Source organism: Streptomyces sp. NPDC058051, from assembly GCF_042885475.1.
Lineage (GTDB): Bacteria > Actinomycetota > Actinomycetes > Streptomycetales > Streptomycetaceae > Streptomyces.
Map to the genome: position 1 here is coordinate 65180 of NZ_JBHVRW010000004.1, position 20156 is coordinate 85335.

Annotated in this window: 14 protein-coding genes and 1 pseudogene; 13 read left to right on the forward strand and 2 right to left on the reverse strand. The window is 73.6% G+C overall.

Annotation, left to right across the window (positions count from 1 at the left end; genetic code table 11):
* The first annotated feature begins 66 nt into the window (after positions 1-66).
* From ACFVUT_RS08285 to cobI, 7 genes are all read left to right on the forward strand, one after another.
* Positions 67-1095 (forward strand): cobalamin biosynthesis protein, encoded by a 1029-nt coding sequence (locus tag ACFVUT_RS08285; protein ID WP_389646626.1) that lies wholly within the window; start codon positions 67-69, stop codon positions 1093-1095.
* Positions 1092-2609 (forward strand): cobyric acid synthase, encoded by a 1518-nt coding sequence (locus ACFVUT_RS08290; RefSeq protein ID WP_389646623.1) that lies wholly within the window; start codon positions 1092-1094, stop codon positions 2607-2609. Before ACFVUT_RS08285 ends, ACFVUT_RS08290 begins: the two co-directional genes overlap by 4 nt.
* Entirely contained in the window at positions 2606-6283 is a 3678-nt protein-coding gene (gene cobN / locus ACFVUT_RS08295; protein ID WP_389646620.1) for a cobaltochelatase subunit CobN, read from the forward strand. Before ACFVUT_RS08290 ends, cobN begins: the two co-directional genes overlap by 4 nt.
* Before the next feature lie 172 nt (positions 6284-6455).
* Entirely contained in the window at positions 6456-8474 is a 2019-nt protein-coding gene (locus tag ACFVUT_RS08300; protein ID WP_389646617.1) for a putative cobaltochelatase, read from the forward strand.
* The gene (cobO, locus tag ACFVUT_RS08305) at positions 8474-9073 is read left to right on the forward strand and encodes a cob(I)yrinic acid a,c-diamide adenosyltransferase (protein WP_389646614.1); all 600 of its coding nucleotides are present in this window, start codon (positions 8474-8476) and stop codon (positions 9071-9073) included. The genes ACFVUT_RS08300 and cobO overlap by 1 nt, the downstream gene beginning before the upstream one ends.
* Positions 9036-10445 (forward strand): cobyrinate a,c-diamide synthase, encoded by a 1410-nt coding sequence (locus ACFVUT_RS08310; RefSeq protein ID WP_389646611.1) that lies wholly within the window; start codon positions 9036-9038, stop codon positions 10443-10445. The genes cobO and ACFVUT_RS08310 overlap by 38 nt, the downstream gene beginning before the upstream one ends.
* Positions 10442-11188: a precorrin-2 C(20)-methyltransferase gene (cobI, locus tag ACFVUT_RS08315; protein ID WP_389646608.1), complete on the forward strand. Its 747-nt coding sequence runs from the start codon at positions 10442-10444 to the stop codon at positions 11186-11188. Before ACFVUT_RS08310 ends, cobI begins: the two co-directional genes overlap by 4 nt.
* Positions 11189-11211: 23 nt before the next feature.
* Here the strand turns inward: cobI and ACFVUT_RS08320 are convergent, their stop codons facing one another.
* Entirely contained in the window at positions 11212-11934 is a 723-nt protein-coding gene (locus tag ACFVUT_RS08320; protein ID WP_389646605.1) for a ZIP family metal transporter, read from the reverse strand.
* 275 nt (positions 11935-12209) lie between these two features.
* Between ACFVUT_RS08320 and cobM the strand changes: the two genes are divergently transcribed.
* The 6 genes and pseudogenes from cobM to cobC all read left to right on the forward strand — a co-directional run.
* The gene (gene cobM / locus ACFVUT_RS08325; protein WP_389646602.1) at positions 12210-13058 is read left to right on the forward strand and encodes a precorrin-4 C(11)-methyltransferase; all 849 of its coding nucleotides are present in this window, start codon (positions 12210-12212) and stop codon (positions 13056-13058) included.
* Positions 13055-14374: a precorrin-6y C5,15-methyltransferase (decarboxylating) subunit CbiE gene (gene cbiE / locus ACFVUT_RS08330; protein WP_389646599.1), complete on the forward strand. Its 1320-nt coding sequence runs from the start codon at positions 13055-13057 to the stop codon at positions 14372-14374. Before cobM ends, cbiE begins: the two co-directional genes overlap by 4 nt.
* Positions 14371-16089, forward strand: coding sequence for a precorrin-3B C(17)-methyltransferase (gene cobJ, locus ACFVUT_RS08335; protein WP_389646596.1), 1719 nt, complete (start codon positions 14371-14373; stop codon positions 16087-16089). Before cbiE ends, cobJ begins: the two co-directional genes overlap by 4 nt.
* A complete protein-coding gene (locus tag ACFVUT_RS08340; protein WP_389646593.1) occupies positions 16086-16694 on the forward strand; it encodes a precorrin-8X methylmutase in 609 nt (202 codons plus the stop codon). Before cobJ ends, ACFVUT_RS08340 begins: the two co-directional genes overlap by 4 nt.
* Positions 16691-17599, forward strand: a complete 909-nt coding sequence (locus ACFVUT_RS08345; RefSeq protein ID WP_389646590.1) for a sirohydrochlorin chelatase — start codon at positions 16691-16693, stop codon at positions 17597-17599. Before ACFVUT_RS08340 ends, ACFVUT_RS08345 begins: the two co-directional genes overlap by 4 nt.
* Positions 17600-17630: 31 nt before the next feature.
* Positions 17631-18671 (forward strand): annotated as a pseudogene (gene cobC / locus ACFVUT_RS08350) (Rv2231c family pyridoxal phosphate-dependent protein CobC); the annotation flags it as partial.
* Positions 18672-18915: 244 nt separating this feature from the next.
* On the opposite strand, the gene ACFVUT_RS08355 reads toward cobC, so the two are convergent.
* Positions 18916-20049, reverse strand: a complete 1134-nt coding sequence (locus ACFVUT_RS08355; RefSeq protein WP_389646587.1) for an SCO1860 family LAETG-anchored protein — start codon at positions 20047-20049, stop codon at positions 18916-18918.
* Between the last annotated feature and the right edge of the window lie 107 nt (positions 20050-20156).

Consider the following 20156-nt stretch of genomic DNA (forward strand, 5'->3'; position numbering starts at 1 on the left):
GCTTCGATGCTCTCGACGAGAGCCGCCTGTACGAGGACCCTTCGAGGCGTGAGCGCCGGTTGAGCCATGCGTGCCGATCGCGTTTTCGCGTACGGCGCCACGGCCGGTCTGATCGGCGACCTGCTGTTCGGTGATCCCCGCAGGGGACACCCGGTCGCCGCCTTCGGGCGGGCCGCGGCGGGCGTCGAGCACCGTCTCTGGCGCGACCACCGCGGGTGGGGCGCGCTGCACACGCTCGTCTGCGCCGGAGGCGCCGCGGGGAGTGCCGTGCTGGTCACCCGTGCCCTGCGCCGTCATCCCGCCGCCTCGGTCGCCCTGACCGCGGCCGCCACCTGGTCCGTCGTCGGTGGTACCTCCCTGGGGCGTGAGGCCCGCACGATCGGGGCCGCGCTGGCCGCCGATGACCTCGCGTCGGCCCGCGAGCGCCTGCCGCACCTGTGCGGGCGCGACCCGCAGTCCCTCGACGGACCGCAGATCGCCCGCGCCGTGGTGGAGTCCGTGGCCGAGAACACCTCGGACGCCGTGGTCGGCGCCCTGGTGTGGGGCGCGCTGGCCGGCGTGCCCGGACTCGTCGGCTTCCGGGCCGCCAACACCCTCGACGCCATGGTCGGCCACAAGTCGCCCCGCCACCGGCGCTACGGCTGGGCCTCGGCCCGCCTCGACGACCTCGCGGGCTGGCCCGGTGCCCGGCTCACCGCCCTGCTGGCCGTGGCCGCCGGCGGGCGGCCACGGGGCGCGGTGCGGGCCTGGCGGGCCGACGCGGCCAAGCACCCGAGTCCCAACGCGGGACCGGTGGAGGCGTCGTTCGCGGGCGCGCTCGGCGTACGGCTCGGCGGAACCCTCGCCTACGGAGGCCGGATCGAGCACCGCCCCGTCCTCAACGGGGAGACGGGCCGGGCGGTGGAGACCGAGGACATCGAACGCGCGGTGCGGCTCTCGCGCCGGGTGAGCGTGCTCGCCCTCGGCGTGTGTGTGGTGGGGCGACTGGGTGCCGGCCTCGCCGCACGGCGCATCGCGGGACGACGGAACGCGGGCCTGCCCGCCGAAGCCCTTCGGGCCGCGGGACGACGGACCGCAGGACGGAGACGGACATGAGCGGCGGGCTGCTGGTCGCCGGAACCACCTCGGACGCCGGCAAGAGCGTCGTCACGGCGGGCATCTGCCGCTGGCTCGTACGCCGGGGCGTGAAAGTGGCGCCCTTCAAGGCGCAGAACATGTCGCTGAACTCGTTCGTCACCCGCGAGGGTGCCGAGATCGGGCGCGCCCAGGCGATGCAGGCCCAGGCCGCCCGGGTCGAGCCGACCGCGCTGATGAACCCGGTGCTGCTCAAGCCCGGTGGCGACCGCTCCAGCCAGGTCGTGCTGATGGGCAGACCGGTGGGCGAGATGAGCGCGCGCGGCTACCACGGCGGCAGGCAGGAGGCGCTCCTCGGCACGGTCGTGGACTGCCTGGAGCGGCTTCGGGCCACGTACGACGCGGTGATCTGCGAGGGCGCGGGCAGCCCGGCCGAGATCAACCTGCGGCGCACGGACATCGTGAACATGGGCATCGCACGGGCGGCGCGCTTCCCCGTGGTGGTCGTCGGCGACATCGACCGCGGCGGCGTCTTCGCCTCGTTCTTCGGTACGACGGCGCTGCTCGACGCCGAGGACCAGGCGCTGATCGCCGGCTACCTCGTCAACAAGTTCCGCGGCGACGTCTCGCTGCTGGAACCCGGCCTGGAGATGCTGCGCGGGATCACCGGGCGGCGGACGTACGGGGTGCTGCCCTTCGCCCACGGCCTCGGGATCGACGAGGAGGACGGTCTGCGGGTCTCGATGCGCGGGGCCGTACGCGAATCGGTCGTCGCACCGCCGCACGGCGAGGACGTGCTGCGCGTCGCGGTGTGTGCCGTTCCCCTGATGTCGAACTTCACCGACGTGGACGCGCTGGCCGCCGAACCGGGCGTCGTCGTCCGGTTCGTGGACCGCGCGGAGGAGCTGGCCGACGCCGACCTCGTCGTCGTGCCGGGCACCCGCGGCACCGTGAAGGCACTGGCCTGGCTGCGCGAGCGCGGCCTCGCCGACGCCCTGGTGCGGCGCGCCGCCGAGGGCCGGCCGGTCCTCGGCGTCTGCGGTGGTTTCCAGATCCTCGGCGAACACATCGAGGACGAGGTCGAGTCGAGGGCCGGGCACGTCGACGGTCTCGGCCTGCTGCCCGTACGCGTCCGCTTCGACCGGGAGAAGACCCTCGCCCGCCCCGTGGGCGAAGCGCTCGGCGCCCCGGTCGAGGGCTACGAGATCCACCACGGCGTCGCGGACGTACGCGGCGGGGAACCCTTCCTCGACGGCTGCCGGGTCGGCGCCGTGTGGGGCACCCACTGGCACGGCTCGCTGGAGAGCGACGCGTTCCGCCGCCGCTTCCTGACCGAGGTCGCCCGGGCCGCCGGACGGCGCTTCGTCCCCGCCCCCGACACCAGCTTCGCCGCGCTGCGCGAGGAACAGCTCGACCGCCTCGGCGACCTCATCGAAGAACACGCGGACACGGACGCGCTGCTGCGGCTCATCGAGTCGGGCGCGCCGTCAGGACTTCCCTTCATCGCCCCCGGAGCACCTGGAGCACACGCATGAACGCCCCTACGAGCACCGTGCTGTTGCTGTCGACCGCCGACACGGACCTCCTCGCCGCGCGCGCCAGTGGCGCGCCGTACCGGATCGGCAACCCCACCCGCGTCGACGCGCGCGAGGAACTCCCCGCGCTGATCGAGGGCTCCTCCGTCGCCGTCGTCCGCCTCCTGGGCGGCAAGCGCGCCTGGGAGGAGGGGCTGGCCGTCCTCAAGGCGTCCGGCATCCCCACCGTGCTGCTGGGCGGCGAGGCCGTGCCCGACGCGGAGCTGATGGCCGAGTCGTCCGTACCCGCCGGGGTCGTCGCCGAGGCGTTGCGCTACCTCGTGGAGGGCGGCCCCGGCAACCTCGTGGAGCTGGCGCGCTTCCTCTCCGACACCGTCCTGCTGACCGGCCACGGCTTCGCCGAGCCGCAGAAGATGCCCGAGTGGGGCCTGCACGGCGACCGCGCGTTCACCGAGGGCCGCCCGACCGTCGGCGTGCTCTTCTACCGGGCCCACCAGCTGTCCGGGAACACCTCGTTCGTCGACGTCCTGTGCGACGCCGTCGAGGCGCGTGGCGCCAACGCCCTGCCGGTGTACTGCGGTTCGCTGCGCGGCGCGGACGCCGGGCTCTACGAACTGCTCGGCCGGACCGACGTCCTGGTCGCCACCGTGCTCGCGGCGGGCGGCACCCGTGCGTCGGACGCCTCCGCGGGGGGTGACGACGAGGCGTGGGACATCGGCGCGCTGGCCGAGCTGAACGTCCCGGTGCTCCAGGGCCTGTGCCTGACCTCCTCACGCGCCGCGTGGGAGGCGTCCGACGCCGCGCTGTCCCCCATGGACGCGGCGATGCAGGTCGCGATCCCCGAGTTCGACGGCCGGCTGATCACCGTCCCGTTCTCCTTCAAGGAGCAGGGCCCCGACGACGTACCGGTGTACCGCGCCGACCCCGAACGTGCCGCGCGCGTCGCCGGAATCGCGGTGCGCCACGCCGTGCTCACGCACAAGCCGAACGCCGAGAAGAAGATCGCGCTCGTCTTCACCGCCTACCCGACCAAGCACTCCCGGGTCGGCAACGCGGTGGGCCTGGACACGCCCGTGTCGGCGGTGCGGGTCCTGGACGCCCTGCGCGACGCCGGTTACGGGGTCGACGGGCACCCGGACAACGGCGACGAGCTCATCCACCGGCTCATCGACGCCGGTGGTCACGATGTCGAGTGGCTGACCGAGGAACAGCTCGCCGCAGCCCCCGCACGGGTTCCGCTCGCCGACTACCGGGCCTGGTTCGACCGGCTCGAACCGGGGCTCCGCGACGCGATGCTGGAGCACTGGGGCGAGCCGCCGGGCTCGCTGTACGTGGACGGGGACGAGATCGTCCTGGCGTCCCTGCAGTTCGGGAACGTGGTGGTGCTGATCCAGCCGCCGCGCGGTTTCGGCGAGAATCCGATCGCGATCTACCACGATCCGGACATGCCTCCGTCGCACCACTACATGGCGACGTACCGCTGGCTGGAGGCCGCAACGTCGGAGGGGGGCTTCGGCGCGGACGCGGTCGTCCACATGGGCAAGCACGGCACGATGGAGTGGCTGCCGGGCAAGGGCCTCGGCCTGTCCGCCGGCTGCGGCCCCGACGCCGTGCTCGGCGAACTGCCGCTGATCTACCCGTTCATCGTCAACGACCCGGGCGAGGGCACCCAGGCCAAGCGGCGCGGGCACGCCACGGTGGTGGACCATCTGGTGCCGCCGATGGCGCGTGCCGACACCTACGGCGACCTGGCCAAGCTGGAGCAACTGCTCGACGAGTACGCGCTGGTCAGCGATCTCGACCCGACGAAGGCGCCGTCGGTGCGGGCGCAGATCTGGACGCTGGTGAAGGCCGCCGAGCTGCACATCGACCTCCACGTCGACGAACAGCCCGGCGACGACGACTTCGACTCGTTCGTCATGCACATCGACGGCTACCTGTGCGAGATCAAGGACGTCCAGATCCGGGACGGCCTGCACATCCTGGGCGGCGGCCCGGTCGACGAGGCGCGCGTCAACCTGGTCCTGGCCGTGCTGCGCGCCTCGCAGGTGTGGGGCGGGACGGCGAACGCGCTGCCGGGGCTGCGGGCGTCGATCGCCGAGCACTTCGGTCTCGGCGAGAAGGAGCTGCTGGCCGAGCCCGGGGCCGCGGTGAAGGTTCCGGCCGAACTGACCGGGCTGGTCGACGGCCCGGCGCGCACCGGCGCCGACGCGATCGACCTGCTGGAGCAGTTGTGCCGCCGGCTCGCGGAGGGCATGGAGGAAAACGGCTGGGACGCCGGGGCCGTCCCGGGGCTGGTACGGGACGTGCTGGGCCGTGAACTCCCGGACGCGGTGGCCGTGCTGCGCTTCGCGTGCGAGGAGGTCGTGCCGCGGCTGGCCCGGACGACGGACGAGATCGGCCACATCCTGCGGGCACTCGACGGCGGCTTCGTACCGGCGGGTCCGTCCGGCTCGCCCACGCGCGGGCTCGTCAACGTGCTGCCGACCGGGCGGAACTTCTACTCGGTGGACCCGAAGGCGATTCCGTCCCGGCTGTCGTGGGAGGTCGGGCAGTCGCTCGCCGACTCCCTGGTGGCCCGGTATCTCGCCGACACGGGCGGCTACCCGGAGTCGGTCGGCCTGACCGTGTGGGGCACCTCCGCCATGCGCACCCAGGGCGACGACATCGCGGAAATCCTGGCGCTGCTGGGCTGCCGGCCGGTGTGGGACGACGCGTCGCGGCGGGTGACCGGCTTCGAGATCGTGCCGCCGGGCGAACTGGGACGCCCGCGCATCGATGTGACCGTGCGGATCTCCGGCTTCTTCCGCGACGCGTTCCCGCACGTGGTGGGGCTGATCGACGACGCGGTACGGGCCGTGGCGGAGCTGGACGAGCCGGCCGACGTCAACTACGTACGGGCGCACGCGGACGAGGACACGGCCGAGCACGGCGACCGGCGCCGGGCCACGGCCCGCGTCTTCGGGTCCAAGCCGGGGGCGTACGGGGCGGGGCTGCTGCCGCTGATCGACGCCCGGAACTGGCGCAGCGACGCCGACCTGGCCGAGGTGTACGCGGTCTGGGGCGGTTACGCGTACGGGCGCGGGCTCGACGGACGGGCGGCGCGCGGGGACATGGAGACGGCGTTCCGGCGGATCGCGGTGGCGGCGAAGAACGTGGACACGCGTGAGCACGACTTGGTCGACGCGGACGACTACTTCCAGTACCACGGCGGCATGGTCGCCATGGTGCGACACCTGACCGGCGAGTCGCCCGAGGCGTACGTCGGTGACAGTGCCACGCCGGACCAGGTGAAGACGCGGACGCTCGGCGAGGAGACGCACCGGGTGTTCCGGGCGCGGGTGGTGAATCCGCGGTGGATGGCGGCGATGCGGCGCCACGGGTACAAGGGCGCCTTCGAGATGGCCGCGACCGTGGACTACCTCTTCGGGTACGACGCGACAGCCGGGGTCGTCGACGACTGGATGTACGAGAAGCTGTCGGCGGAGTACGTGTTCGACCCGGAGAACCGGGAGTTCATGCGGAAGTCCAACCCCTGGGCGCTGCGCGGGATTTCGGAGCGGCTGCTGGAGGCGGCCGAGCGGGGGCTGTGGGCGGAGCCGGACCAGGAGACCCTGGACCGCCTGCGGGCGACCTACCTCGAACTTGAGGGAGACCTGGAGGGGGACGCGTGACTCCCTCCTGTGGAGCCCCCGCGTCGGCGGAATCCGGTCGGCCGGGTCGTGTCCCCGCGTGTCGACGTCCGGACCGTCCCCGCACCGGCGGGGAGCACTGCCCCGCCTTCGCCGAACAGGTGCCGCAGCACCGGCCGGCCGTCCATGAGTCCTTTGAAGGAGTGATCGTCACATGAGCACCCCCTACCCGTTCACCGCCGTCGTCGGCCAGGACGACCTCCGGCTCGGCCTGCTCCTCAATGCTGTCTCGCCGGCCGTCGGCGGGGTGCTGGTACGTGGTGAGAAGGGCACCGCGAAGTCCACCGCCGTGCGCGCGCTGGCCGCGCTCGTGCCGGAGGTTCCGGTCGTGTCCGGGTGCCGGTTCTCGTGCGACCCGGCGTCGCCCGATCCGGTGTGTCCGGACGGCCCCCATGAGGCCGGACCCGGCGTGTCGCGGGACGCGCGCATGGTCGAGCTGCCCGTCGGAGCGTCCGAGGACCGCCTCGTGGGGGCGCTCGACATCGAGCGGGCGCTCGCCGAGGGCGTGAAAGCCTTCGAGCCGGGCCTGCTCGCCGACGCGCATCGCGGGATTCTCTACGTCGACGAGGTCAATCTCCTCCACGACCACCTCGTGGACCTGTTGCTGGACGCGGCTGCCATGGGCGCGTCGTACGTGGAGCGTGAGGGCGTCTCCGTACGGCATGCCGCGCGCTTCCTGCTCGTCGGGACGATGAATCCGGAAGAGGGGGAACTGCGGCCGCAGTTGCTCGACCGTTTCGGGCTGACCGTCGAGGTCGCCGCGTCCCGCGAGACCGATCAGCGGGTCGAGGTCGTGCGGCGGCGTCTCGCGTACGACGACGACCCGGCGGGCTTCGCCGCCAAGTGGGCCGACGAGGAAGGCGCGTTGCGGGCGCGGATCGTCGCCGCGCGTGCGCTGCTGCCCGACGTGCGGCTCGGGGACGGGGCGTTGCGGCAGATCGCGGCGACCTGCGCGGCTTTCGAGGTCGACGGGATGCGCGCGGACATCGTGATGGCGCGGACGGCCACCGCGCTGGCCGCCTGGGCGGGACGTACGGTGGTGCTCGCCGAGGACGTGCGGCAGGCCGCGCTGCTCGCGCTCCCCCACCGGCGTCGCCGCAATCCGTTCGACGCGCCCGGGCTCGACGAGGACAAGCTCGACGACACGCTGGAGCAGAACAGCGGCGAGGACGACGATCCGGACCCGGACGGCCCTGGTGGCGGCGGCCGGCCCCCGCAGGACGACGGGCCCGGCACGCCGCCGCAGCCCGAGGCCGAGGCCGGCGACACGCCCGCGCAGTCCGTGCCCGAGCAGGGGCAGGAGCAGGGAAGGGGCCGGTCCTCCGGGACCGGTGAGCAGCAGCCCGTCCGCGCCGCCGAGCCGTTCCGCACGAAGATGCTGAGCGTGCCCGGTCTGGGCGAGGGCGCGGCGGGGCGGCGGTCCCGGGCACGGACCGAGCACGGGCGTACGACGGGTGCGCGGCGTCCGCAGGGCGCCCTGACCAAGCTGCATCTGGCGGCGACCGTGCAGGCCGCCGCCCCGCATCAGCGGGCGCGGGGCCGGTCGGGGCGGGGGCTGGTGGTCCGGCGGGACGATCTGCGGCAGGCGACCCGGGAGGGGCGCGAGGGGAATCTCGTCCTGTTCGTCGTGGACGCCTCCGGGTCGATGGCGGCCCGGCAGCGGATGAGCGCCGTGAAGGGTGCCGTCCTCTCGCTGCTGCTGGACGCGTACCAGCGGCGGGACAAGGTCGGGCTGATCACCTTCCGGGGCACGGGGGCCGAGGTGGTGCTGCCGCCGACGTCGTCGGTGGACGCCGCGGCGGCCCGGCTGGAGACGCTGCCCACCGGTGGCCGTACCCCGGTCGCCGCCGGGTTGTTGAAGGCCCATGAGGTGCTGCGGGTGGAGCGGCTGCGTGATCCGTCGCGCCGGCCGTTGCTGGTCGTGGTGACCGACGGGCGGGCGACCGGCGGGCCCGAGCCGGTGGCGCTGGCGTCGCGGGCGGCGCGGCTGCACGAGGCCGAGGGCATCGCGTCCGTCGTCGTGGACTGCGAGTCCGGGCCGGTACGCCTGGGTCTCGCGGGAAGCCTCGCGCGTGATCTCGGGTCCGTCGCCGTCACGCTCGACGAACTGCGTGCCGACGCGATCGCCGGGCTCGTCAAGGATGTTCGGGGAACGAGCGGGAGGGCCGCGTAATGCCGCAGGGACAGCCGACCACTGTGCCGGACGACGGGCTCACCACCCGTCAGCGCCGCAACCGTCCGCTGCTGGTGGTGCACACCGGTATCGGGAAGGGGAAGTCGACGGCGGCCTTCGGGCTCGCGCTGCGCGCCTGGAATCAGGGGTGGCCCATCGGGGTCTTCCAGTTCGTCAAGTCGGCGAAGTGGAAGGTCGGCGAGGAGAACGCGCTGAAGGTCCTCGGAGCGAGCGGCGAGGGCGGGACCGTCGCCTGGCACAAGATGGGCGAGGGCTGGTCGTGGGTGCAGCGCGACCGGCAGCTGAACAACGAGGAGGCGGCCCGGGAGGGCTGGGAGCAGGTCAAGCGCGACCTGGCGGCCGAGACGTACCGGCTCTACGTCCTCGACGAGTTCGCGTACCCGATGCACTGGGGCTGGGTCGACACCGACGAGGTGATCGAGGTGCTGCGCGGCCGTCCCGGTACGCAGCATGTGGTCATCACGGGGCGCAACGCGCCCGAGAGGCTGGTGGAGGCCGCCGACCTGGTGACCGACATGTCGAAGGTCAAGCACCCGATGGATGCCGGTCAGAAGGGTCAGCGGGGCATCGAATGGTGAGGAGCCCGCGGTGAACGTCCCGCGTCTGGTGATCGCCGCGCCCTCGTCCGGGAGCGGCAAGACGACCGTGGCCACGGGGCTGATGGCGGCCTTCGCGCGACGGGGTCTCGCCGTGTCCCCGCACAAGGTCGGGCCCGACTACATCGATCCCGGGTACCACACGCTCGCCACGGGGCGGCCGGGCCGCAATCTCGACGCGTACCTGTGCGGCCCGGAGCTGGTCGCCCCGCTCTTCGCGCACGGGGCGCGCGGCTGCGATCTCGCGGTCGTCGAGGGAGTGATGGGGCTGTACGACGGGGCGTCGGGGCACGGGGAGCTGGCCTCGACCGCTCAGGTCGCGCAGCTGCTGCGGGCGCCCGTGGTGCTGGTCGTCGACGCGTCGTCGCAGTCGCGGTCCGTGGCGGCGCTGGTGCACGGCTTCGCCTCGTGGGATCCGCGGGTGCGGATCGGCGGGGTGATTCTGAACAAGGTCGGCTCCGAGCGGCACGAGGCGCTGCTGCGGGAGGCGTTGGACGCGTCGGGTGTGCCGGTGCTGGGGGTGTTGCGGCGGGCCGAGCAGGTGGCTGTGCCCGCACGGCATCTGGGTCTGGTGCCGGTGGCCGAGCGGCGGGGCGACGCGGTGGCGGCGGTCGCGGCGATGGCGGATCAGGTGGGGGCGGGGTGCGACCTGGACGCGGTCCTGGCGTTGGCGCGGTCCGCGCCCGCGGTGCCGGGTGAGGCGTGGGACGCCGCGGAGGCGGTGGGCGAGGCCCCTGGCGGGTCCGCTCCCCGGCGGCCGAGGATCGCCGTCGCGGCGGGGGCCGCGTTCACGTTCTCGTACACCGAGCACACCGAGCTGCTTGCCGCCGCCGGGGCCGAGGTCGTGCCGTTCGATCCGTTGCGCGACGAGGCGTTGCCCGAGGGGACGCGGGGGCTGGTCATCGGTGGGGGTTTCCCCGAGGTGTACGCCTCGGAGCTGTCCGCCAACGCGGCGCTGCGCGGGGCCGTGGCCGAGCTGGTGGCGTCCGGGGCTCCGGTGGCCGCCGAGTGTGCGGGGCTGCTGTATCTGGCACGTTCGCTCGACGGGCTGCCGATGTGCGGGGTCCTCGATGCGGAGGGCCGCATGACCGAGCGGCTGACGCTCGGCTACCGGGAGGCCGTGGCGGTCTCCGACAGTGTGCTGGCGGCGCCCGGGACGCGGGTGCGCGGGCACGAGTTCCACCGGACCGTGCTGGAGCCGGGTGCCGGGGCGGAACCGGCCTGGGGCCTGCACCGGCCGGAGCGGCGCGTGGAGGGGTTCGTGCGGCGGGGCGTGCACGCGAGTTATCTGCATACGCATGGGGCCTCGGTGCCCGGTACGGTCCGCCGATTCGTCGAAAGGTGCAAGGGATGAACCACGGTCAGGGTACGAGCAGGCTGGTCGGTGTCGGTGTCGGGCCCGGTGACCCGGAGCTGGTGACCGTCAAGGGAGTGAACGCGCTGCGTGATGCCGCGGTCGTCGTCGTGCCGGTGATGGACACCGGTGAGCGGGGGCGGGCCGAGGCGACCGTGCTGCATTACGTGGCGGCCGACAAGGTCGTGCGGGTGGTGTTCGCGCTCAACGAGCGGACGGACCGGGCGCGCCGGGAGGCGGCGTGGGACGCGGCGGGCGAGCGGGTCGCGGAGCTGCTGCGTACGCACGGGTCGGTGGCGTTCGCGACGATCGGCGACCCCAACGTGTACTCGACGTTCACGTATCTCGCGCACACGATAGGTGAGCTGCTGCCGGGCACGGCCGTGGAGACCGTGCCCGGGATCACGGCCATGCAGGACCTGGCCGCGCGCAGCGGTGCGGTGCTGACGGAGGGGACGGAGCCGTTGACGCTGGTGCCGGTGACGGCCGGGGCCGCGGTGCTCAAGGAGGCCCTGGAAGGTCCCGGGACGGTCGTCGCGTACAAGTTCGGGCGGCTGGCCGCGGAGGTGGCCGCGGCGTTGCGTGAGACGGGGCGTACCGAGGACGCGGTGTGGGGTTCGGCGCTGGGGCTGCCCGAGGAGTCGATCCGGCCCGCCGCGGAACTGGCCGAGGGGCCGTTGCCCTATCTGTCGACGCTGATCGCGCCGGCGCCGCGCGGCGGCGGGCGGGGCGGAAAATTGTGAGGCGCCCCGGTGCGGTGCGGTGGTCAGCCCGCGATGCCCACCACCAGCCAGATGAAGCCCACCCCGGCCACCGTGCACAGCAGCGTGGAACGGGCCGGGTGTTCGTGGTGTGCCTCGGGAAGGATCTCGGCGGCGGCCAGGTACAGCAGTACACCGCCGAAGAAGCCGAGATAGCTGCCGAGGAGTTCCTCCGGAAGGATGAACAGCAGCGTCGTCGCGGCGCCCACGAGCGGTGCCAGGGCGTCCGCGAACAGCATGAGCACGGCCTTGCGGCGGGCGTTCCCGTACAGGCTGGTGATCGTGTAGGTGTTGAAGCCGTCGGCGAAGTCGTGCGTGATGACGGCAAGGCCGACGGCGGCCCCCATGCCCGCGCCGACCTGGAAGGCCGCACCGAGCGCGACGCCGTCCATCAGGCTGTGGCCGACCATGGCGGCCGCTGCCGTGAGTCCGACCTGCGGCACCCTTTCCTCGCCCGCGCCGTGTGCCGCCCGGCGTACGGCGAGCAGACGCTCCACCAGGTGGGCGGTGAGGAATCCGCCCACGAAGAGCAGCAGGGCCGCCGGGACGCCGAAGACCCGTTGGCCCGCGGCGTCGATCGCTTCCGGCAGCAGGTCGAGACCGACCACGCCGAGCATCAGTCCGCCGGCGAATCCGAGCACCAGGTGGCGGCGGTCGCTCACGCGCTGGGCGACCCAGCCGCCGGCCAGGGTCATCAGGAACGCGCCGAGCGCGACGAACACCGCCATGCGCTCTTGCTAGCCGATTGAGCCCGGTGCGCGCATCTCAGCACGCCCTCGGCACGCCGTTCTGTCCGTCCCACCGCTCCCTCCGTCTCGGCCTTCGGTCCGCCCCCACCGCTCTGCCGTCTCGTCCTTCAGTCCGCCCCACCGTTCTGTCCGTCTCGTCCTTCAGTCCGCCCCACCGCTCTGTCCGTCTCATCCTTCAGTCCGTCCCACCGCTCTGCCGTCTCGCCCTTCAGTCCGTCCCACCGTTCTGTCCGTTTTCCGAAAGGACCCGTCCCATGTCCGAAGCAGTCGACGCAGCCGGCGCGGTCGCCGCGCCCACCCGTGGCAAAGTGACGTTCGTCGGTGCCGGCCCCGGCGCCGCCGATCTGCTGACCTTCCGGGCGGCGCGGGCCATCGCGGAGGCCGACATCGTCATCTGGGCGGCGAGCCTGGTGCAGGCGGAGGTCCTGGAGCACGCCCGGGAGGGCGCGGAGATCCTCGACTCGGCGCAGATGTCGCTGGAGCAGGTCGTCGCCGTGTACGAACGCGCGGCAGCCGAGGGACTGAAGGTGGCACGTGTCCACTCCGGCGACCCGGCGCTGTGGGGCGGCACGCAGGAGCAGGTCGACCGGTGTGCCGGGCTGGGCGTCGCGGTCGAGATCGTGCCGGGTGTGTCGTCGTTCTCGGCGGTAGCGGCGATCGCCCAGCGGGAGCTGACGATTCCGGAGGTCGCGCAGTCCGTGATCCTGACGCGGCTCGGCGGCGGCAAGACGCCGATGCCGCCGGGCGAGGAGGTGCGGGAGTTCGCGCGTCACGGCACGACGATGGCGTTGTTCCTGTCGGCGGCCCGGTCCGGGCAGCTCACCCAGGAGCTCCTGGAGGGCGGCTATCCCACATCGACCCCGGTCGTGATCGCGTACCAGGCGACCTGGCCGGAGGAGCTGATCCTGCGCTGCACGATCGAGACCCTGGAGGAGACGGTCAAGGAGCACAAGCTCTGGAAGCACACGCTGTTCCTCGTGGGTCCGGCGCTGTCCGCTTCGGGAACGCGCTCGCACCTCTACCATCCGGGGCACTTCCACGGCTTCCGCAAGGCCGACAGGGCGGCGCGGGCACAGTTGCGCGCCCAGCGGTCCGGCTCATGACGCGGGGCGTCAAGGGTCCGGGAGCCCGGCCTCCCGGACTCCTCGGTCCGAAGAGCCCGCCGATCCGTGTCTTCGGCACGGGGACGGGCGCACCGCTCGGGTCCGAGGCCCGTCGGGCGCTGGGCGGGGCCACCCTGGTGGTCGGTGCCCGGCGCCATCTGGAGGCCGCGGAGCTGCCCGGACAGGTCGAGCAGGCCGTGCTCGGTCCGCTGGCGCCGGCCCTCGACCGGATCGCGCGGCACGCGGGGGACGGCGCGGGACGGGTGGTCGTGCTGGCCTCCGGTGACCCCGGGTTCTTCGGGATCGTGCGGGCGCTGACGGAGCGCTTCGGACCGGCCGCGCTCGACGTGCGGCCGACCGCCCCGTCCGTCGCGGTCGCGTTCGCCCGGCTCGGGCTCGCCTGGGACGACGCGGTCGTGGTCAGTGCGCACGGCCGTGATCCGCGGACCGCGGTGAACGCCTGTCTGGCCCACCCGAAGGTGGCCGTCCTGACCGGGCCCGGTGCCGGCCCCGCGGAGCTGGCGGCGGGACTGGTGCGCGGCGCCGGGGGGCGCACCCTGGTCGTCGCGACGGCGCTCGGCGATCCGGAGCGGGAGCGTGTCGAGCGGCTGAGTCCCGGCGAGGCGGTGGCACGTGACTGGCCGGATCCGGTGAGCGTGGTGCTGTGTCTGGACGAGTCCCGGGTGCTCTCCTCCGTACGGACCGTCGCGGGGGCGCACGCGGGGCCCGGCCGGTGGGCGCTGGACGAGACGGAGTTCGAGCACCGCGACTCGATGATCAGCAAATTCGAGGTGCGGGCGCTGGCGCTGGCCCGGCTGGGGCCGCGCACCGGTGACCTGGTGTGGGACATCGGCGCGGGTTCGGGCTCGGTCGCGGTGGAGTGCGCGCGGTTCGGCGCGGCCGCCGTCGCCGTGGAGAAGACCTCGGACGGGGTCGAGCGGATCAGGGCGAACGCGGCAGCGCACACGGTGTACGTCCAGGCGGTGCACGGCTCGGCGCCCGCCGTGCTCGACGGTCTGGACGACCCGGACGCGGTGTTCGTCGGGGGCGGGGGGCGGGAGCTGCCCGCCATCGTGACGGCGTGCGCCCGGCGTGCGCGGCGCTCGGTGGTGGTGGCCCTGGCGGCGCTGGACCGGGTGCCCGAGGTGCGGGCGGCGCTGACCGGTGCCGGGCTCGCGCCGGAGGGAGTGCTGCTGCAGTCCTCCCGGCTGGCGCCGCTGCCCGGCGAGGTGTCGCGGCTCGCCGCGACCAATCCGGTATTTCTGCTGTGGGGCACCCGCCCCGCGGTCCGTGCAAGCGAAGGAGCAACCCAGTGATCGGCCTGATCTCCGCCACGGCGGCGGGCACCGTCGCCCGCGACCGGCTGGCCGCGGCCTGGCCCGGCCGCACCGTGGTCTACGAGGGACCGGTGAGCGAGGCCGTGCGCCGGGCGTTCGGCGAGTGCGAGCAGCTGGTGTGCTTCCTGGCGACGGGTGCCGTGGTGCGGCTGCTCGCGCCGCTGCTGTCGGACAAGTCGTCGGACCCGGGGGTCGTCTGTGTCGACGAGGCGGGCCGCCATGCGGTGGCGCTGCTCGGCGGGCACGGCGGCGGCGCGAACGCCCTGGCCGGGGAGGTCGGTGACGTGCTGGGCGCGGCGCCGGTCGTGACGACGGCGACGGACGCGGCAGGGGTGCCGGGGCTGGACACGCTGGGGTTGCCGGTGGAGGGCGATGTCGCGGGCGTGTCGCGGGCGATGCTCGACGGCTCACCGGTGGAGCTGCGGGCGGACGCGGTGTGGCCGTTGCCGCCGTTCCCCGCACAGGTGGGCGCCGGGACCGGGGGTGACGCGGTCCTGCACGTCACCGACCGGGTCGTGGAACTCGGTCCGGGGGCAGCCGTGTTGAGGCCGGCGTCGCTGGCCGTCGGGGTCGGTGCGTCGCGCGGCGCGTCGGTCGGGGAGGTCGCCGGGCTGGTCCTGGACGCGCTGCGCGAGGCCGGGCTTTCGCCGCTGAGCGTCGCGGAGTTGGTGACCGTCGACGCGAAGGCGGACGAACCGGGGATCGTCGCTGCCGCCGCGCGGCTCGGCGTACCGCTGCGGACGTACCCCGCCGACGCGTTGGCCCGCATCGAGGTGCCCCATCCGTCCGACGCGCCGCTCGCCGCTGTCGGGACGCCGTCCGTGGCGGAGGCCGCCGCGCTCGCCGCGGGAGGCGAACTCCTCGTACCGAAGCGGAAGTCGGCACCGGAGGGACGGGCCGCGATGGCCACCTGCGCGGTGGTGCGGCGCCGCCCGCGCGGGCGGCTGGCCGTCGTCGGCCTCGGCCCGGGGGCGCGTGATCTGCTGACCCCGCGGGCCCGTGCGGAACTGCGGCGGGCCTCGGTGCTGGTCGGGCTCGACCAGTACGTCGACCAGATCAGGGACCTGCTGCGCCCCGGCACCACGCTTCTGGAGTCCGGGCTGGGTGCCGAGGAGGAGCGGGCCCGTACGGCGGTCGCCGAGGCCCGCAGGGGTCATGCGGTGGCGCTGATCGGCAGTGGTGACGCGGGCGTGTACGCGATGGCGTCGCCCGCGCTCGCCGAGGCAGGCACCGACATCGACGTGGTGGGTGTGCCGGGTGTGACGGCCGCGCTGGCAGCCGCCGCGATCCTGGGCGCCCCGCTGGGCCACGACCATGTGTCGATCAGCCTCTCCGACCTGCACACTCCGTGGGAGGTCATCGAGCGCCGGGTACGGGCGGCGGCCGAGGCCGACATCGTCGTGACGTTCTACAACCCGCGCAGCCGGGGCCGGGACTGGCAGCTCCCGAAGGCGCTGTCGATCCTCTCCGAGCACCGGGAACCGGCGACTCCGGTGGGTGTCGTGCGCAATGCCTCGCGCCCGGACGAGAGCAGCCGGGTGACGTCGCTCGCCGGTCTGGACCCGGCGACGGTGGACATGATGACGGTCCTGACGGTCGGCAACACGGCCACCCGGGAGATAGCCGGCCGCATGGTGACGCCGCGCGGCTACCGCTGGCAGTCGGCCACCGCCGCGCGGGAAGGAGCGCGGTGAACCGGCCCTGGGAGAGAACCGTGCACCCCATCGAGCAGGAGTCGTTCCGGCGGCTGCGCGCCCGCCTGGACACCTCGCACTTCGCACCGCTGACCCGGGCCGTCGTGGAGCGGGTCATCCACTCCGCGGCGGATCTGGGGTACGCGGCGGATCTGGTCTGCGACGAGGCGTCGCTCGTCGTCGCGCATGCGGCGCTGCACGCGGGGGCGCCGGTCGTCACCGACGTGGAGATGGTCGCGGCGGGCATCACCCGGCGCGAGACCGTGTGCCGTCTGAACGAGGCCAGGTCAGGTCCCGGGCTGACGCGTTCGGCCCACGCGATCCGGCTCGCGTACGAGCAGGTCGGGCCCGGCGCGATCTGGGTGATCGGCAACGCGCCGACCGCGCTGGAGGAACTGCTCGTCCTCGATGCCGCGCCCGCGCTCGTCATCGGGCTGCCGGTCGGCTTCGTCGGCGCGACCGAGTCGAAGGCGGCGCTGCGCGAGAGCGGCCTGCCCGCTGTGAGCAATGTGTCCGAGAAGGGCGGCTCGGCGGTCGCCGCCGCCGCGCTCAACGCCCTGCTCTACCACCCCGTATCCCCCACGCACATCGAGGAGAACCTGTGACCACCGCGTCCACCCGGCCCGCACTGCTCATCGCCGGCCACGGCACCAGGGACGAGGGCGGGGCCGCGGCCTTCCGTGACTTCGTGACCGAACTGGGCGAACGCCACCCGGAACTGCCCGTCGCGGGCGGTTTCATCGAGCTGTCGCCGCCGCCGCTCGGCGACGCCGTGACCGAACTCGTCGAGCGCGGTGTCGAGCGCTTCGCCGCCGTGCCGTTGATGCTGGTGTCGGCCGGGCACGCCAAGGGCGACATTCCGGCGGCGCTGGTCCGTGAGAAGGAGCGCCACCCCGGTATCTCGTACACCTACGGCCGTCCGCTCGGCCCGCATCCGGCGCTGCTGAAGGTGCTGGAGCGGCGGGTCGACGCGGTGCTGGGCGACACCGACCGGTCCGAGGTGACAGTGCTGCTGGTCGGGCGCGGTTCGACCGACCCGGACGCCAACGCCGAGGTGTACAAGGCGGCGCGGCTGTTCTGGGAGGGCCGGGGGTACGCGGGGGTGGAGACGGCGTTCGTCTCGCTCGCTGCGCCGGACGTACCGGCCGGTCTCGACCGTTGCGCGAAGCTGGGTGCCGGGCGCATCATCGTTCTGCCGTACTTCCTCTTCACCGGCATCCTGCCGGACCGGGTGCGTCATCGGACCGCGGAGTGGGCCGCCGCCCATCCGGAGCTCGACGTCCGCTCGGCCGAGGTCATCGGTGCGGCCGAGGAACTCTACGAGCTGGTCATGGAGCGCTACCGGGAGGCCGTCGAGGGCGATCTGCGGATGAACTGCGACTCATGCGTGTACCGGATCTCGTTGCCGGGCTTCGAGGACAAGGTGGGGCTGCCCCAGCAGCCGCACTTCCACCCCGACGACGACGGCCATCACCACCACCCCCACGGCGGTCATGCACACTCCCACTGAAAGCCCCGGCGCGGCAGGCACGGGCACGCACGATCTGCGTCACCACGGTGACGCGGAGGTACGGGGCCGGGATCTGACCGATCTCGCCGTCAACGTACGGACCGATACGCCCCCGGCGTGGCTGCGGGCGCGGATCGCCGCGTCGCTCGGCACGCTCGCCGCCTACCCGGACGGCCGTCCGGCGCGGGCGGCGGTCGCGGCCCGGCACGGACTTCCGCCGGAACGCGTGCTGTTGACGGCGGGTGCGGCGGAGGCGTTCGTGCTGATCGCACGGGCGCTGCCGGCCCGCCGCCCGGTCGTGGTCCATCCACAGTTCACCGAGCCCGAGTCGGCGCTGCGTGCGGCCGGACACGAGGTGCGGCGGGTGCTGCTGCGGGCCGGGGACGGCTTCGTGCTGGATCCGGCGGCCGTGCCCGAGGACGCCGATCTGGTGGTGGTCGGAAATCCGACCAATCCCACGTCCGTCCTGCATCCGGCGGCCACCCTGGAGAAGCTGGCGCGCCCCGGGCGGACGTTGGTGGTCGACGAGGCGTTCATGGACGCGATACCGGACGAGCGCGAGGCGCTGTGCGGGCGTACGGACATCCCGGGGCTCGTCGTGCTGCGCAGCCTCACCAAGACGTGGGGGCTCGCGGGGCTGCGGATCGGTTATGTGCTCGCCGCCCCGGAGACGGTCCGCGCGCTGGAGGAGGCGCAGCCGCTGTGGCCGGTGTCGTCCCCGGCGCTGGCGGCGGCCGAGGCGTGCATGGAGCCGCGGGCCCTGGCCGAGGCGGCTGCCGCGGCGGACCGGATCGCGGTGGACCGGGCCCATCTGGTCGCGGGGCTCCGGGAGTTCACCGAGGTGCGGGTGGCGGAGCCGGCGGAGGGGCCGTTCGTCCTGGTGCGGCTGGAGAAAGCCGCGGAGGTACGGGAACGGTTGCGGGTGCTGGGGTTCGCGGCACGCCGTGGAGATACGTTTCCGGGGCTCGGTCCGCAGTGGCTGCGGCTGGCGGTGCGCGACCGTACGACGACCAACCGCCTTCTGCAGGCACTGGACCAGGCGCTCCAGACGCTGACCACGATCACCCGCTGACGGGACGGCGGCGCTCCGCCCCGCACCGACGGACGGGGTTGCTTCCACGTACCGCAGAACCCTTGCCGCGTGCCGCACCACACCGGCGCGAGCGGCGTGGTGCGGCGTGATGCGATACGCGCGGGGAGCTGCGTGGTGCGGCACGGGCGGGGCGCGCGGGGAGCGGCGTGGTGGTCACGCCGACGCCGCTCCCCGCTCCCCTCCTGACCTGCCCCCTCGGGCGCCCCCCTCGGGCCTCGCGGGGTCAGTCCTGGGCGCGGCGCCTGGCCACGACCGTGGCCCCGGCTCCCGCCGCCAGCAGCACGACCGCGCCGCCCGCGATGTACGGCGTGGTGGAGCTGCCGCCGGTCTCCGCGAGGCTGGAGTCGACGGCCGGGGCGTGTCCGGTGCCGGTCTGAGGCTTCACCTGGCCGCCGTCGCCGCCGGCCGTGCTGCCCGACGTGCTGCCCGACGTGCTGCCTCCGTCACCGGAGCCACCGCTGCCGGAGGTGTCTCCGCCGCTCGCTCCCCCGTTGCCGGAACCACCGTTTCCGGAGCCACCGTCGCTCGAACCGCCGTTGCCCGAACCACCGTTGCCCGAACCACCGTTGCCCGAACCACCGTTGCCCGAACCACCGTTGCTCGAACCGCCGTTGCCCGACCCGCCGTTGCCGCCTTCTCCGGCCGCCTTCGGTGTCTCGCAGGTGGCCTCGGCGAGCGTGACCTCACCCTGCACATCGGCCACGTTCAGCTTGAGCGGGTTCACGGAGACCTTCAGCCGCAACGCGGCAGCCGCCGCCGTGCGCGAGGTGGTCTGCGTCTTCGACAGGTCGAGCGTCACCTCGCCGACGCCCGGCACCCGCACCTGTGTGGTGCCGCCCGCGGTGAGGGTGATCTTCTTGCCGAGGACCGACACGTGCCCCAGCACGTTCGACTCGGCGACCGGCTTCCTGCCCGCCTCGCAGACCGCCTTGGAGGTGACCTTCTCGACCTCGATCAGCGAGAGCACCGGGAGTCCGGGCACATGGACCCGGGCCTTCGCGAGATTGCTGTAGCCCTCGGCCCTGTGCTTGCCGACCGTGGCCCTGGCGGTGGCCACATCGGCGCTCAGCACGCTGAACGGCCGCCCGCCGTCGACCCCGTCGAGCCGCACGCTCAGCGCCGTCCGGTCGGCGTCGGCGGGTGCCTGCACGTCGTTGAGCGTGACCTTGAGCGGCACATCGATCGTCTTGTTCAGGAGCGAGACGTCGAGTGCGGTACGGAGCACGACCGCGCTCGCCTTCCCGTCGCCGGTGGTCGTGGTGGTCGCGGTGGCGGCCTGCGCCGGGACCACGGCCAGCAGGGCGACGGGAGCGGCGGCGACCGCCAGGGCGGCCAGGCGGAAGGTATTGCTGTTCAAGATGGTGGAACCCCCACATGAGACATGGAGCCACCGGCGCCCTCCAATGGGGGACATCGCGGGCACCGGTGACCTCGACCCCGAAATCTTTACGCACAGAGGGTGAA

Coding starts and splice junctions, on each gene's coding strand:
- cobN (WP_389646620.1), top strand. CDS start 2,606: ATGAACGCCCCTACGAGCACCGTGCTGTTGCTGTCGACCGCCGACACG.
- cobO (WP_389646614.1), top strand. CDS start 8,474: ATGCCGCAGGGACAGCCGACCACTGTGCCGGACGACGGGCTCACCACC.
- ACFVUT_RS08320 (WP_389646605.1), bottom strand. CDS start 11,934: ATGGCGGTGTTCGTCGCGCTCGGCGCGTTCCTGATGACCCTGGCCGGC.
- cobI (WP_389646608.1), top strand. CDS start 10,442: ATGAACCACGGTCAGGGTACGAGCAGGCTGGTCGGTGTCGGTGTCGGG.
- cbiE (WP_389646599.1), top strand. CDS start 13,055: ATGACGCGGGGCGTCAAGGGTCCGGGAGCCCGGCCTCCCGGACTCCTC.
- ACFVUT_RS08290 (WP_389646623.1), top strand. CDS start 1,092: ATGAGCGGCGGGCTGCTGGTCGCCGGAACCACCTCGGACGCCGGCAAG.
- ACFVUT_RS08310 (WP_389646611.1), top strand. CDS start 9,036: ATGCCGGTCAGAAGGGTCAGCGGGGCATCGAATGGTGAGGAGCCCGCG.
- ACFVUT_RS08300 (WP_389646617.1), top strand. CDS start 6,456: ATGAGCACCCCCTACCCGTTCACCGCCGTCGTCGGCCAGGACGACCTC.
- ACFVUT_RS08285 (WP_389646626.1), top strand. CDS start 67: ATGCGTGCCGATCGCGTTTTCGCGTACGGCGCCACGGCCGGTCTGATC.
- cobM (WP_389646602.1), top strand. CDS start 12,210: ATGTCCGAAGCAGTCGACGCAGCCGGCGCGGTCGCCGCGCCCACCCGT.